This is a genomic window from Micromonospora sp. IBSANI012 (assembly GCF_052814045.1).
On sequence record NZ_CP199933.1, the window covers coordinates 134380 to 148671 of the forward strand.

A 14292-nucleotide genomic window follows, 5' to 3' on the forward strand; every position below is an offset into this window, starting at 1 on the left:
GCCTCCTCCATCACATGTCGGCCGCCGATGCCGTCCGGGACCGGGCGGCGGGCTCGCCGGTGTCGCCGGCGGATCGGCCGTGCGGGCTCCCCGCACCGTATCCGGTGACCGCGCGGGGCGTCCGGGGAGCACCGGGCCGTCACTCCGCGTCGCCGGGCGGTGGCGATCGGCTCTCATCCGGCTCGATCGGTGCCCGGGTCGGCGGGTGGCGACCGTGCCCCACCGTACCGGGCGTCCGGTCGAGGTGGAATCCCGGTCTCAGCGGCGCGGAAACGCCGATGACCCGCCCGGGTGCCCCGGGCGGGTCATCGATCTGGAGGAGGTGAGGAAAGTCTGTGCCGCGTCAGCTCATGTGGCGCTGGGCGATCGCGAGGATCTCCTCGCGCACCGCGGGCGAGTTGGCGGAACGAAGCGCGTGCTCGATCGCGCGGGCGCGGCGGGTGGCGTCGCGGCGGGTGCGGATGCGCTCGATCATGCTCATGGTGTCTCTCCTCCGACTATTCGGTTGTCAGCCCCTTGATGTCTCTATTTAAGCGCAAGACGCCGCCAACTTCCATCGATTGTTAGGTGAGCTGAGACACCTGCCTACGATTCGTAGGCCACAAGGGGCTACTGGCGAACTTTTCTTCATGCAATGGCAACGGCCGGTGTGCCGGGCGTTCACCCTGGGCACACCGGCCGTGGCTGGTGTCGTGGACGGTCAGGTCCAGGCGAGCAGCGCCGCCTCGGGGTCGGCCAGGAAGTCCCCGATGTCGCGGAGGAACTTCGAGCCGAGCTCACCGTCGATGATCCGGTGGTCGAACGACAGGCCCAGCGTGGTGACCTGGCGCGGCTTCACCTTGCCCTTGTGCACCCACGGCATCTCGCGGACCGCGCCGAAGGCCAGGATCGCCGACTCGCCCGGGGGCAGGATCGGCGTACCGGTGTCCACGCCGAAGACCCCCACGTTGGTGATCGTCAGCGTGCCGCCCGACATGTCGGCCGGCGAGGTCTTCCCCGCCTTGGCTGTCTGCACCAGGTCGGTCATCGCGTCCGCCAGCTCGCGCAGCGACAGCCGGCCGGCGTCCTTGATGTTCGGCACGATCAGGCCGCGCTCGGTGGCCGCCGCGATGCCCAGGTTGACGTAGTCCTTGACGATGATCTCGTCGCCGGCCCAGGTCGAGTTGACCATCGGGTGACGCTTGACCGCCAGCAGCACCGCCTTGGCGACCAGCAGCAACGGCGAGACCCGCACGTCGCGCCACTCCCGCCGCTCGCGCAGCCGGTCCAGCGCCTTCATCGCCCGGGTCACGTCGACGGTGAGGAACTCCGTCACGTGCGGGGCGGTGAACGCCGAGCGGGACATGTTCTCGGCGGTGAGCTTGCGTACCCCCTTGACCGGGATGCGCTGCTCGCGGTCCGCGCCGAAGCTCGCGGCCGCCGTGGCCGGGGCCGCCGCCGTCAGCGGCTCGGCCGCCGCCGGGGTCCCGCTCGCCGCCCGCTGTACGTCCTCCCGGGTGATCGAGCCCAGCGGGCCCGAGCCGGTCAGCGTGGCGAGATCGACGCCGAGGTCCTTGGCGAGCTTGCGCACCGGCGGCTTGGCCAGCACCAGCCCGCCGGCCCGCCCGTTGCCGTCCACGCCCGGCGCCGGCGACACCGGCGCGGCCGGAGCGACCGGAGCGGGCGCCACCGGAGCCGGCGCGGGCTGGACCGGAGCGGCCGAGGCCTGGGCCGGCACCGCGTCCTTGCGCGGGCGGCGCTTGGCCGCCGTGGTGCGCGGGCCGTAGCCGACCAGTACGGCGGTACGCCCACCCGGGGCGGGACCGCCGATCAGGCCCGGCTCGACCGCGCCCTCGGTCGGGGCCACCTCGACGGCGGCCAGCGAGGCCGCCGACGGGGTGGGCAGCGCGGAGGCCGGCGCACCGGTCGTCGACTCCTCGATCGGCCCGGCGCCCGGGTCGGTGTCGATCGCGATGATCGGCGTGCCGACCTCGACCGTGGTGCCCTCCGGGTGGAAGATCGCCTGCACCTGGCCGGCCCACTTCGCCGGGATCTCGACGGCCGCCTTGGCCGTCTCCACCTCGACGATCGGCTGGTTCAGCTCGATGACGTCGCCCACCTTGACCAGCCAGGCGAGGATCTCGCCCTCGGTCAGGCCCTCGCCCAGGTCGGGGAGGTTGAACTCCTTGATCCGTGACATGCCGCTCACCAGCCGAAGGTGCGGTCGACGGCGTCGAGCACCCGGTCGAGGTCGGGCAGGTACTCCTCCTCCACCCGGCTGGCCGGGTAGGGGGTGTCGAAGCCGGTGACGCGCAGCACCGGGGACTCCAGGGAGTAGAAGCACTCCTCGGTGATCCGGGCGGCGATCTCCGAGCCCAGGCCCAGGTTGCCCGGGGCCTCGTGCACGACCACGCAGCGGCCGGTGCGCCTGACCGACTCGTACGCGGCGGTCAGGTCCAGCGGGGAGAGCGTGCGCAGGTCGATGACCTCCAGCTGCCGGCCGTCCTCGGCGGCGGCGGTGGCCGCGTCCAGGCAGGTCCGCACCATCGGGCCGTACGCCAGCACGGTGGCGTCGGTGCCGGCCCGCGCCACCCGGGCGGAGTGCAGCGGGTACGCGTCCGCGAGCGGGGCGTCCAGGTCGACCGGGCCCTTCTCCCAGTAGCGCCGCTTGGGCTCCAGGAAGACGATCGGGTCGTCCGAGGCGATCGCCTGCTGGATCATCGAGTACGCGTCCTGCGGGTTGGCGCAGGTGACGACCTTCAGACCGGCGGTGTGGGCGAAGTACGCCTCGGGCGACTCGGAGTGGTGCTCGACCGCGCCGATGCCGCCGCCGTAGGGGATCCGGATGACCATCGGGATCCGGACCTTGCCCTGCGAGCGGTAGTGCATCTTCGCCACCTGCGACACGATCTGGTCGTACGCGGGGTAGACGAAGCCGTCGAACTGGATCTCGCAGACCGGGCGGAAGCCGCGGATGGCGAGGCCGACCGCGGTGCCGATGATGCCGGACTCGGCCAGCGGGGTGTCGATCACCCGCTGGTCGCCGAAGTCCTTCTGGAGCCCGTCGGTGATCCGGAAGACGCCGCCGAGCTTGCCGACGTCCTCGCCCATGATGACGACCTTGGGGTCGTTCTCCAGGGCCTTGCGCAGACCGGTGTTGAGGGCCTTGCCGAGGGTGAGCGTCTCCGTGGCCATCAGTGGGCGCTCCCCTCGAACGACTCCATGTACTTGCTGAACTGCGCCCGCTGCTCGTCGAGCTCCGGGGACCCGGTGGGGTAGACGTGGTCGAACATCGACACCGGCTCGGGGTTGGGCATGGCGAGCACCCGCTCGCGCAGGTGCACCGACTCGGTGCGGGCCTGCTCGTCGACCGAGGCGAAGAAGTCCGCGTCGGCGATCTGCTGATTGGTCAGGAACGCCTTCATCCGGGCGATCGGGTCCTTGGCCTGCCAGGCCTCGACCTCGCTGGCGATCCGGTAGCGGGTCGGGTCGTCGGAGGTGGTGTGCGCCCCCATCCGGTAGGTGTACGCCTCGATCAGGCTGGGGCCCTGGCCGAGCCGGGCGTTGTCCAGCGCGTGCCGGGTCACCGCGTACGAGGCGAGCACGTCGTTGCCGTCCACCCGGACGCCGGGGAAGCCGAAGCCACCCGCGCGCTGGTAGAGCGGGACGCGGGTCTGCCGCTCCAGCGGCTCCGAGATGGCGTACTGGTTGTTCTGGCAGAAGAAGACCAGCGGCGCGTTGAAGACGCTGGCCCAGACGAATGCCTCGTTGACGTCGCCCTGGCTGGTGGCGCCGTCGCCGAAGTAGGCGATCACCGCCTCGCCGTCGTCGGTGCCGGTCTTGCCGTCCATGGCGACACCCATGGCGTACCCGGTCGCGTGCAGGGTCTGCGCCCCGATCACGATCGTGTACATGTTGAACTTGAACTCGTTCGGGTCCCAGCCGCCCTGGTCGACGCCGCGGAACAGGCCGAGCGGCATGATCGGGTCGATGCCCCGGCAGTAGAGGACGCCGTGCTCCCGGTAGGTCGGGAAGGCCATGTCCTGGGTACGCAGCGCGCGCCCCGAACCGACCTGTGCGGCCTCCTGGCCGAGCAGGCTGGCCCAGAGGCCCAGCTCGCCCTGGCGCTGCAGCGCGGTGGCCTCGGCGTCGAGCTTGCGGACCAGCACGAGGTCGCGGTAGAGCCCGCGGTACTCCTCGTCGGTGAAGTCGACGCGGTACTCGGTCCCGTCCGGGCCGATCGCGCTGTCGATCCGCTCACCGGTGGGGGTGAGCAGCTGTACGAGTTCCGGCTCGCCCGCCGCGGCGGTGCGCTTGGACCGGGGTGCGGCCCGCCGGCCGCGGCTGGTGACCCCGGGGTCGCCCTTTGCCATCCGTCTCTCCCTGTCGTGTCTGGGTCGGCGCCGGGGGTGACCCGTCCGCGCAACTCGTACGCCGGCCCGGCCGGTGCCGGGCTGGTTCCTGGCGGCCGCGCCTAGCCCCGGTGAGGGTTGCCGCGCGGCGGTGAGCCGGATTCGGGAAGGAACCCGGTTCGGGAGCGCCGGCGCCGAACCGCGCCTGCCGCGGGGTGCGCGGAGGCCGGCTGCGTTGCCGTCGTGCCTGAATGATTGCAGAGGAGGTGAGCGGTTCCACAGTATGGCCTCCCCCACCGATCCCGTTCCGTCGTCTTCGCGACGCATCGACGTATTTGTCCCTTGGAAGATTCATGGCGACGGACATTTTGTGTGTCGACACGCTGTGGTCCCTGGTGAACTGAGCGTCACTGGTTCAAGCTGACCTGGGTGCCGGTAGGGCGTTTCAAGCCGTATGTCCGTTTAGGAATCCCGCCGGTGCCCGGTTACCCAAAAATCGACGACGAGGGAGTTGTGCGGTGTCCGAGTCAGGTGACGGTCCTCCCGCCCCCATGCTCGGCGGGCACCGCGTCGGTGGCGGCTACCGGCGGATGATCGGCGCGCACCGCGCCCCCGGACCGGCCGGCCCCGGCCGCGGCTACCTCTTCACGGTGGCCCTGCTCGCCGGCACGGCGTCCATGCCGATCCTCGCCGCCTTCAGCACCGGCTCCGCCACCGTCGGCAGCAGCGCGCTCCCCGACGGCAGCACCCCGTTCCTGCCCACCCCCTCCGACGGCCCGGTGGTGGTCCCGCTGCCCGCCACCGGCCAGCCCGCGCCGCCGGCCGCCGGGCCCGGAGACCCGCCGGCCGCCGTCCCCGCCGCCGGGCCCGGCGCGGTCAGGCTGATCCCGCTGGGGCCGCCGCTGCCCGCGCTGCCCGCGGCCGCGCCGGCACCACCGGCCCCGGCCGTTCCCGGCTCGGCCCAGCGCCCGCTGCCGCCGCCCCCGCCCCCACGGCCCACCCCGCCCGCACCGGGCCGGACCGCCGCACCGACCCCCGCACCTCGCCCCACGCCGGCCGGCTCGCCGACCCCCGGGCCCACCCCGACCGCAGATCCGAGCAGCACCTTCTCCGAGCCGCCGCCGGACCCGACGCCCACCGTCAGCCCCGAGCCCAGCGCCACCGGTTCGCCGACCAGCTCGCCCGACCCCGAGCCGTCGCCCGACCCCGAGTCGTCGCCCGACCCGGAGCCGACCGGGACCGTGACCCCGACGGCCGCGCCGACCGTGGCCCCCCGTACCCCGCCGCCGCCCCCTTCGCCGGCCGCCGGGCCGCGCCCCGCCGCCGCCACCACCACCGGCGGCCCGCGTCGGCGTCCGGCCGCCCGCCCGCCGGTCCGACCGCCGTCGCCCACCGACCGTCCGCCGAAGTTCCCGGTCGCCACCCCGAGCCCGGCCCCGCAGCGCCCGGCGGCGCCCGCGCCGACCAGCCACGACGCCCCCTACCCGGACGGTACGGTGACGGGCGACGCCAGCTGACCGGGCCGTTCGCCCGCCGCCGGCGCAACCGGCCCGCGGCGGGGCCGGACGGGACGGATCGGGGACGGGGAGCTGAGCGGGATCGACGGGGGCGGTGACGACGGTGGGCTCCGCCGGGTCGTCGTACCGCCCGGAGCCCTGACCCGGCTGGCCCGGCTGGTGACCGAGGTGACCGCCCCCGCCGTGCTGGTGACCCTGCTGACCGTCGCGGTCGGCTGGCACGGCGCCGGCGGCGCGCACGGGCTCGGCTGGGCGCTGCTCGCCTCGGCCTTCGCCAGCGGCATCCCGTTCGCGTACATCCTCGGCGGGGTGCGGCGCGGCCGCCTGACCGACCACCACGTGGGCGTCCGCGACCAGCGGCGCGTACCCCTGCTCTTCGGGCTGGCCTCGGCCACCGCCGGCCTGGCGCTGCTCGCGGCGCTCGGCGCCCCCCGGCCGGTGCTCGCCCTGGTCGCCGCCGGGGTGGTCGGCCTGGTGGTGGCGGTGACCGTCAGCCACTGGTGGAAGATGTCGATCCACACCGCGGTGGCCGCCGGCGCGGTGGTCGTGCTGGCGCTGACCTTCGGCCCCCGGATGCTCGCCGCGGCGCCGCTGCCGGCCCTGGCCGGCTGGTCCCGGGTACGGCTGCGCGACCACACCGTCGCGCAGGTGGTCGTCGGGGGTGTGGTCGGCGGTCTGGTCGCCGGCCTGGTCTACGCCGCGCTGCGCTGAGCGCGGCGTGACCGGTCAGGGGGTGTCGTCGCCGAGGCGCTGGCGGTTGGCCTCGATCCAGGCGTCCAGCGCGGCCGGGTCGTCCGGGTCCACCCCGTCCGCCATCAGCTGCGCCACCGCGGCGGTGGCCGGGCTGCGCCGCTCACCCGTGCTGTAGAGCCGGGCGAACTCCGGCACCAGCTCCTCGATCGCCTCGTCGGTCCGGGTGACGGCCTGCTCCGGCAGGCCGCGCCGATGTCCCGCGAACGCCGTCCAGGCGCGCAGCACCCGGGGCAGCATCGCCGCGTCGTCCATGTCCAGCACGGCCCGGCGGTGCACCCAGTCCAGCAGGAACAGCCCCGCCACCGCCGGGCTCCAGCGCAGCGGGTCGGCGTCCGGGAAGCTCGCCGCGTGGTCGAAGAGCAGGCCCAGACAGAAGTGCAGCGAGGCCAGCTCCGCGTCGCCGTCCAGGGCGTGCAGGCCGGCTCGGGCCGCCTCCGGCGACGCCAGGAAGGTCCGCACCAGCTCGGTGCGCTCCTCCCCGCTGAGCGGCTCGGCGTCCCAGGTCAGCGTGTCCGCCGGCGCGCCGGGCAGCACCGCCAGCCGGGCGCCGACCAGGGCCCGGTCGGTGGCGAGCGAACCCTCGCCGGGCAGGTCGCCGAGGTCGTCGGTGACCGTCAGGTGCCGGCTCACCTCGCCGTGCATCCGGGCCGGGTCCTCCTCGCGGAACCAGGTCAGGTCGTCGGTGGCGCACATCTGCCGGACCTGTTCGAGGATCCGCTCGGCGGGGCCGCCCACGAAGACGTCCTTGGTGATGCCGATGTTGTGGTCGACGAGCGCCACCAGCGCGTGCTCGGGACCGCCCGTCGCGTCGTCGTAGGCGAAGGTGGCGAGGTAGGAGGTCTGGTCGCCGTACACGTCGCCGTACGACCAGGCGCCGGTGAGGTGCACCCGGCCGAGCTGGCCGGACCAGGCCGGGGCCTGGGTGCCGGGGCGGACCTTCGCGGCGCCCTCCGCGTCCGGCACCAGCGCGGCGAAGACCGACCGGATGGTGGTCGCGGCGGCGGTCCGGCGGCGCGAGGTGGCGGCCAGGAAGCCGGAGACGAACTCCCGTACCGCCCGCTCCCGGTCGGTCTCGGCGATCGCGTAGACGCTGCCCAGCAGGGCGGCGCCGAGCATCTCGGCGTCGAGGGCGGTGTCCAGCCTCGTCACGTCGCGGGCGGCGTGTAGCACCGCGTCGTAGGGGGTCTGTGGCGTGGCCATGGTCCGACCCTACGCCGCGACGGCCGCCAGGACACCCGTGCCGAGGGCGGGCTCTACCGGGCCGCGTCGCGCAGCGCGTCCCTGGCCTGCCCGTATCGGTCGAGGACGGCCCGTACCGGGCTGAGGACGTACGTGTCGCCGACCCCGGCCACTGCGGCGGTGAGGCGCTTCTCGGCCCGCTGCCGGGCTCGCCGGGCCGCCCAGCGGATCACCGGCCGGGTCACCGCGGCCACCAGCAGCCCGGCGAGCAGGCCGCCGAGCAGCAGCAGGGTCGGCAGCGGCACCTCACCCACCCGCGGGTACTCCAGGGCGGGCAGCCCGAGCGCGCGCAGCGCGTAGCCGAGCAGCAGCCAGCCGAGCCCGGCCAGCGCGGCGAGGGTGACCAGCCACTGGATGCCACCGACGAGCCGCCACCAGAGCGGCCGCCGGTCCATGCCCAGGTCGGTGCCGGCGATCGCCCGGTCCAGCGCGTCCGGCAGGTCGTCGAGGCGGGACCGGGCGGCCGTGGTGACCGCGTCCGGCCAGGGCGCGGGCAGGCCGGCGCCGGAGCGGTCGGCGACCGCGCGGATGGCCAGCCCGAGGGCGGAACGCTGGGCGGCGGTCGGGTCGGGCACCGAGGTCGCGGCGACCAGGCTCTCCTCCGGCTGGTCGGCCCCGGCGGCCGGGCCGGGCAGGTGCAGCCGGCGCAGCGGATCCGGTCGCAGCCGGCGCAAGCCCCGCACGACCGGCCACCCGGTCGTGCCGCCGGCCCGGTGCCGGTACGCCCCCTGGACCGCGTCGGCCACCGCCGACACCCCGGCCGCGCCGGCCAGGGCCCGGTCCAGCGAGCGGACCGTGTCTTCGTCCGGGGCGTCGCGGGGGACGTCCGTGACCACCAGCTCACCCAGCCCCGCCACGACGGCGTCCACGTCGCCGGAGAGCCGACGCAGCGACGCCTGACGCTCGGCGACCGCCCGTTCCAGCGCCTCCCGTAGCCCCGTCAGGCCGCCCGGGTGGACCGCCGTGGTGGCCAGCAGCGGCACGCCGTCCAGCCCGTCGGCGTCGAGCAGCCGGCGCAGGTCGTCGAGGACCCGGGGCAGCTCGGTCGCCGACAGCCGGTCGGCCTGGTTGAGCACGACCAGGGTCACGTCCCGGTGCCGGTGGAACTCGCGCAGGTAGCTGGTGTGGATCACCCGGTCGGCGTACTTCTGCGGGTCGACCACCCAGACCACCAGGTCGACCAGGCCGAGCAGCCGGTCCACCTCCAGCCGGTGGGACCGCTGCACCGAGTCGAAGTCGGGCAGGTCGAGCAGGACCAGCCCGTGCAGGTTGGTCTCGTCGTCGGCGTCCAGCGCGCTCTCCCGGACGAACCGGTGCCGGGGCAGCACGCCGACCCAGTCGAGCAGCCGGCTGGCGCCGTCGAGCGGGCCCCAGACGCAGGCGTGCGCCACGCCGGTGGTCGGGCGGCGCACGCCGACCGGGGAGAGATCCAGCTGGGCCAGCGCGTTGAACAGGCTGGACTTGCCGCTGCCGGTGGCGCCGGCGAGCGCCACCACGGTGTGGTCGCGGGAGAGCGCCAGCCGGGTGCCGGCCCGCTCGACCAGGGTGTGCGCGGTGACCAGGCGGGAGTCCGGCAGCTGGCCGTCCACGGCGTCGAGGAAGCGGCGTACCGCGTCGAGGCGGGCCACCAGGTCGTCGGCGTCCACCCGCTGCTCACCCCGGAACGCCTCGCGCATCCGGCCGACGATGCCCGTCATCGGCGGTCACCGCCCGGGGCGGGCAGGCCGTCGCCGTCGGCCAGGCCGCTGTGGTGCCGGGCCACCTCGACCCGGGACGCTGCCCGGCGCAGCTCGGCCCCGGCGTCCGCGCCGGGCCGGGCCTCGTCGGTGCGCGTCAGGTAGCGCGCCGCCTCCTCGTCCAGCAGCGCCCGGACCCGGTCCAGCAGGTCGGCTCGGGCCTTGGTGGCGAGGTTACGCACGGCCTGGTCGCCGAAGATCGCCTGGAGCACGGCCTGCGCGGCGACGGTGGTGCCGGCCCCGGTCGCCACCTCCAGGCCGGTCGGGATGAACGCGGTCGAGGCGAAGACGGCGATCATGACGGCGAGGCCGGTGGCGTTGACCGCGTATGCGGCGGTGCGGGCCACGAAGCGCCGGTCGCCCCCCTCGGCCTTGACCAGCTCCAGCACGCCGCGCTGCCAGTCCCGGACCAGGCGCTCGGCCCGCTCGGAGAGGTCGTCGGAGGGGTGGGCCAGCCCCGGTTCGAGCAGCGCCGCCCCGGCCGGGTGCGCCTTCCAGGCGGTGTACGCGTGCTCGGCCGCCTCCGACGAGACCCCGCGCAGCAGGGTGACCAGTTGGGACTCGATGGCGTTGCGCAGCTCGGTGGCGGGCGTGGCGGGGCGTCCGGTCATCGCGGCGACCACCCGGTCGCGCAGCCGGCCGATCCGCGCCTCCAGCGTCCGGAAGAACTCGCCGGTGCCGACGAACTCCTGCCACCGGGCCAGCACCTCGCCGCGGAGCAGCCGGCCGTCCTTGAGCCCCTCCTCCACGGTGCGCTGCGCACCCCGGTACGCGGCCCGGACCCGCTCGTCGAGCGCGTCGGCGGCGGCGACCTGCTCGTCGGCCGCCTCGGCCAGCGCCTCGACGGTCGGGTGCAGCGAGGCGAGCGCGCCGTCCAGCGTCTGTCGCACCACGGCGCCCCGGGCCTCGGCGTCGGCGGCCAGCCGGGAGAACCAGGCGCTCAGCGGCGCGGTGACCTTGTTCGGCAGCAGGCCCTGGCCGTCGACCCAGGTCTCGGGCAGGACGAACAGCGGCGCGGCGCCGAGATCCTGCGCGGCGAGCATCTCCGACAGGTGGGCGGCGATCTCGTCGGCGGCCTCCGGCGGCACCCGGTCGAGCACCATGGCGATGGCCGCGCCCCGGGCCCGGGCGCTGCGCAGCAGCTCCCAGGGGACGGCGTCGGCGTACCGGGCGGCGGTGGTGACGAAGAGCCAGAGGTCGGCGGCGGCCAGCAGTTGGCCGGCGAGGGCCCGGTTGGCGTCGACCACCGAGTCGATGTCGGGGGCGTCGAGGAAGGCCAGCCCGGCGGGGAGCGCGGGCGCGGTGACCAGGTGCAGGGAGCGCGGGTCCTCGCTCGGCTGGGTGGTGCGGGTGAGGCCGGGCAGCAGCTCGCCCTGGCGGAACCAGGCGGAGTCGGCCGGGTTGCAGACCAGCACCGGGGAGCGGGTCGTCGGGCGGAGCACCCCGGCGGCGCTCACCCGGGCCTGCACCAGGCTGTTGACCAGTGTCGACTTGCCGGCGCCGGTGGAGCCGCCGACCACCACCAGCAGCGGCGCGTCGAGCCGGGCCAGCCGGGGCAGCAGGTAGTCGTCGAGCTGGTCGGCCAGGGCCGAGGCGGTACGCCGGGCCGGCTCGGCCGACGGCAGGGTCAGCGGGAAGCGGGCGGCGTCGATCGCGGCCCGCAGCCCGGTCAGCGCGGCCGGGAGGCCGTCGGCGGTGGTGCCGGGGGCAGCCTCGGCGGCGTCCGGCGACCCGGCGCGGGCGGCGACGGGGGGCGCGCCGGACCGGGTGGCGGGATCGCCTTTGGTCGTCACCGCTAAAGCGTGCCCGACCGATGCAAGGGAAGACAACTGGACGGTAATAACGGTCGGGTTGCGTCGGGTCGGCTCAACCCCGACTTGCGGATTGCCGGCGGCGTGGCACTATTGAGTCAAGTTCACTCAACTTGTGGTGCGGTCGCCGCGGGCGGCCCGCCGGGCAGGCCCGTGACCTGCCTCAACGTTACGAAGCGAGGAAGCGAAGATGGCACGTGCGGTCGGTATCGACCTCGGCACGACGAACTCCTGCGTCAGCGTTCTCGAGGGCGGTGAGCCCACCGTCATCGCCAACGCTGAAGGCTCGCGGACGACCCCGTCGATCGTCGCGTTCGCCCGCAACGGCGAGGTGCTCGTCGGTGAGGTCGCGAAGCGCCAGGCGGTGACCAACCCCGACCGGACCATCCGGTCGGTCAAGCGGGAGATCGGCACCAACTGGTCCGTCGACATCGACGGCAAGAAGTACACCCCGCAGGAGATCTCGGCGCGGACGCTGATGAAGCTCAAGCGGGACGCCGAGGCGTACCTGGGCGAGCAGATCACCGACGCGGTGATCACCGTCCCCGCCTACTTCAACGACGGTCAGCGCCAGGCCACCAAGGAGGCCGGTGAGATCGCCGGCTTCAACGTGCTGCGGATCGTCAACGAGCCGACCGCGGCCGCCCTGGCGTACGGGCTGGACAAGGGCTCCAAGGAGCAGACCGTCCTGGTCTTCGACCTCGGTGGCGGCACCTTCGACGTGTCGCTGCTGGAGCTGGCCGAGGGCGTCATCGAGGTCAAGTCGACCAGCGGTGACAACCACCTCGGTGGCGACGACTGGGATCAGCGCATCATCGACCACCTGGTGAAGACCTTCCGTGGCGAGCACGGCATCGACCTGGGCCAGGACAAGATGGCCCTGCAGCGGCTCCGTGAGGCCGCCGAGAAGGCCAAGATCGAGCTCTCCGCCGCCACCACCACCAACATCAACCTGCCGTACATCACCGCCGGCTCCGCCGGCCCGCTGCACCTCGACGTGACGCTCAGCCGCGCCGAGTTCCAGCGGATGACGCAGGACCTGCTGGACCGCTGCAAGGGCCCGTTCGAGCAGGCGGTGAAGGACGCCGGGATCAAGATCTCCGACGTCGAGCACGTGATCCTGGTCGGCGGCTCGACCCGGATGCCCGCCGTGACCGACCTGGTCAAGCAGCTCACCGGCCGTGAACCCAACAAGGGCGTCAACCCGGACGAGGTCGTCGCCGTCGGCGCCGCCCTGCAGGCCGGCGTGCTCAAGGGCGAGGTCAAGGACGTCCTGCTGCTCGACGTGACGCCGCTGAGCCTGGGCATCGAGACCAAGGGCGGCATCTTCACCAAGCTGATCGAGCGCAACACCACCATCCCGACCAAGCGCTCCGAGGTCTTCACCACGGCGGACGACAACCAGCCGTCGGTGCTGATCCAGGTATTCCAGGGTGAGCGGGAGATCGCGGCCTACAACAAGAAGCTCGGCACCTTCGAGCTGACCGGCCTCCCGCCGGCGCCGCGCGGCGTGCCGCAGATCGAGGTCGCGTTCGACATCGACGCCAACGGCATCGTCAACGTGCACGCCAAGGACCTGGGCACCGGCAAGGAGCAGAAGATGACGATCACCGGCGGCTCCTCGCTGCCGAAGGACGACATCGAGCGGATGCGCCGGGACGCCGAGGAGCACGCGGAGGAGGACAAGCGCCGCCGCGACGACGCCGAGACCCGCAACGTGGCCGAGGCGCTCCAGTGGCAGACCGAGAAATTCCTCGCCGAGAGCGGCGACAAGCTGCCCAGCGAGAACCGTGACCAGATCAACGAGGCCCTCGGCGAGCTGCGCGGTGCGCTCGGCGGCCAGGACATCGAGAAGATCAAGGCGGCGCACGAGCGGCTGGCGCAGGTCTCCCAGCAGGCCGGTTCGCTGCTCTACTCGCAGCAGGCCGAGCAGGCCGAGCAGGGTGAGCAGCCGGGCGCGGCCGGCCCGGGCGCGGGTGCCGGTGCTGCCGGCGGCCCGCAGGCCGGTGGCGCCGACGACGTGGTCGACGCGGAGATCGTGGACGAGGACAAGAAGTGACGGTCCGTCCCCGATCCGGACTCACGGTAGAGAAAACGAGGTAGTCGCATGACGGAGAAGCCACGAGCCGCCGACCCGGGAGCCACCGGGTCGGTGCCGGGTGGCTCCGCGCCCGCCGAGCAGGCCGCCGGCGACGGGCCGCGGGTCGTCATCCGCAACAACCGCAAGATCGGCAAGACCGAGGAGGCGCCCGCCGCCGCCGACGCCGGGGCGGACGTCCCGGCCGAGGGCCTGGTGGAGGAGGCCGAGGTCGTGGTCGACGAGATCGAGGTCGAGGTCGATGGTCCGGTCCCGGCCGGTCCGCCCGTGGTGGACGCCCCCGCGCAGCCGGTCGACGGCGTCGCGGTGGCCCCGCTCGGCGCCGAGCTGGAGGCCCTCCGGGCCGAGCTCGACGAGCGGACCCGGGACCTGCAGCGGGTGTCGGCGGAGTACGCCAACTACCGCAAGCGGGTGGACCGCGACCGCGGTCTGGTCCAGGAGCAGGCGACCGGCTCGGTGCTCGCCGCGCTGCTGCCGATCCTGGACGACCTGGACCGGGCCCGCGAGCACGGCGACCTGGTCGGGCCGTTCGGCACGGTGGCCGAGCAGCTCACCACCGCGCTGGGCAAGTTCGGGCTGACCCCGTTCGGGGAGCAGGGCGACCCGTTCGACCCGACCCGGCACGAGGCGGTCGCGCACCAGACCTCGGCCGACGTGGACGAGCCGACCTGCGTCCAGGTGATGCGTCGGGGCTACCAGCTCGGGGAGCGGCTGCTGCGGCCCGCACTGGTCGCGGTCGCCGACCCGGAATAGTGCGCAACCATCCGGTCGCCCCGCCCGCCGTACGACGGCGGGTGGGGCGACCGG

General features: G+C 74.2%; 11 protein-coding genes. 4 read left to right on the forward strand and 7 right to left on the reverse strand.

Features of this window, described 5'->3' with window-relative positions; translation table 11 throughout:
* Positions 1–343: 343 nt before the first annotated feature.
* The 4 genes from ACTWM8_RS00680 to pdhA all read right to left on the reverse strand — a co-directional run bounded on the left by ACTWM8_RS00680 (position 344) and on the right by pdhA (position 4352).
* The gene (locus ACTWM8_RS00680) at positions 344–481 is read right to left on the reverse strand and encodes a hypothetical protein (protein ID WP_172894132.1); all 138 of its coding nucleotides are present in this window, start codon (positions 479–481) and stop codon (positions 344–346) included.
* Between the two features lie 219 nt (positions 482–700).
* Positions 701–2179, reverse strand: a complete 1479-nt coding sequence (locus ACTWM8_RS00685; RefSeq protein WP_446214433.1) for a dihydrolipoamide acetyltransferase family protein — start codon at positions 2177–2179, stop codon at positions 701–703.
* A 5-nt stretch (positions 2180–2184) separates the two neighbouring features.
* The gene (locus ACTWM8_RS00690; RefSeq protein ID WP_088959543.1) at positions 2185–3174 is read right to left on the reverse strand and encodes an alpha-ketoacid dehydrogenase subunit beta; all 990 of its coding nucleotides are present in this window, start codon (positions 3172–3174) and stop codon (positions 2185–2187) included.
* Entirely contained in the window at positions 3174–4352 is a 1179-nt protein-coding gene (gene pdhA, locus ACTWM8_RS00695) for a pyruvate dehydrogenase (acetyl-transferring) E1 component subunit alpha (protein ID WP_179802546.1), read from the reverse strand. The genes ACTWM8_RS00690 and pdhA overlap by 1 nt, the downstream gene beginning before the upstream one ends.
* A 497-nt stretch (positions 4353–4849) precedes the next feature.
* Here pdhA and ACTWM8_RS00700 point away from each other — a divergent pair, with 497 nt between their 5' ends.
* Complete coding sequence (locus ACTWM8_RS00700) at positions 4850–5848, forward strand: hypothetical protein (protein ID WP_446212087.1); 999 nt, start codon at positions 4850–4852, stop codon at positions 5846–5848.
* Positions 5849–6016: 168 nt separating this feature from the next.
* Positions 6017–6559 carry a phosphatase PAP2 family protein gene (locus ACTWM8_RS00705; protein ID WP_446212088.1) on the forward strand — a complete coding sequence of 181 codons (543 nt, stop codon included), beginning with the start codon at positions 6017–6019 and terminating at the stop codon, positions 6557–6559.
* A 15-nt stretch (positions 6560–6574) separates the two neighbouring features.
* On the opposite strand, the gene ACTWM8_RS00710 is transcribed toward ACTWM8_RS00705, so the two are convergent.
* Genes ACTWM8_RS00710 through ACTWM8_RS00720 form a run of 3 tightly spaced genes read right to left on the reverse strand, consistent with a single transcriptional unit; the run spans position 6575 to position 11369 of the window.
* On the reverse strand, positions 6575–7801 hold the full coding sequence (locus ACTWM8_RS00710; protein WP_446212089.1) for a hypothetical protein: 1227 nt from the start codon (positions 7799–7801) through the stop codon (positions 6575–6577).
* 53 nt (positions 7802–7854) lie between these two features.
* Positions 7855–9537 (reverse strand): GTPase, encoded by a 1683-nt coding sequence (locus ACTWM8_RS00715; RefSeq protein ID WP_446212090.1) that lies wholly within the window; start codon positions 9535–9537, stop codon positions 7855–7857.
* Positions 9534–11369, reverse strand: coding sequence for an ABC transporter (locus ACTWM8_RS00720; RefSeq protein ID WP_446212091.1), 1836 nt, complete (start codon positions 11367–11369; stop codon positions 9534–9536). The genes ACTWM8_RS00715 and ACTWM8_RS00720 overlap by 4 nt, the downstream gene beginning before the upstream one ends.
* A gap of 208 nt (positions 11370–11577) precedes the next feature.
* Here ACTWM8_RS00720 and dnaK point away from each other — a divergent pair, with 208 nt between their 5' ends.
* A complete protein-coding gene (gene dnaK / locus ACTWM8_RS00725) occupies positions 11578–13446 on the forward strand; it encodes a molecular chaperone DnaK (RefSeq protein WP_446212092.1) in 1869 nt (622 codons plus the stop codon).
* 48 nt (positions 13447–13494) lie between these two features.
* The gene (grpE, locus tag ACTWM8_RS00730) at positions 13495–14238 is read left to right on the forward strand and encodes a nucleotide exchange factor GrpE (protein WP_446212093.1); all 744 of its coding nucleotides are present in this window, start codon (positions 13495–13497) and stop codon (positions 14236–14238) included.
* Positions 14239–14292 lie beyond the last annotated feature (54 nt).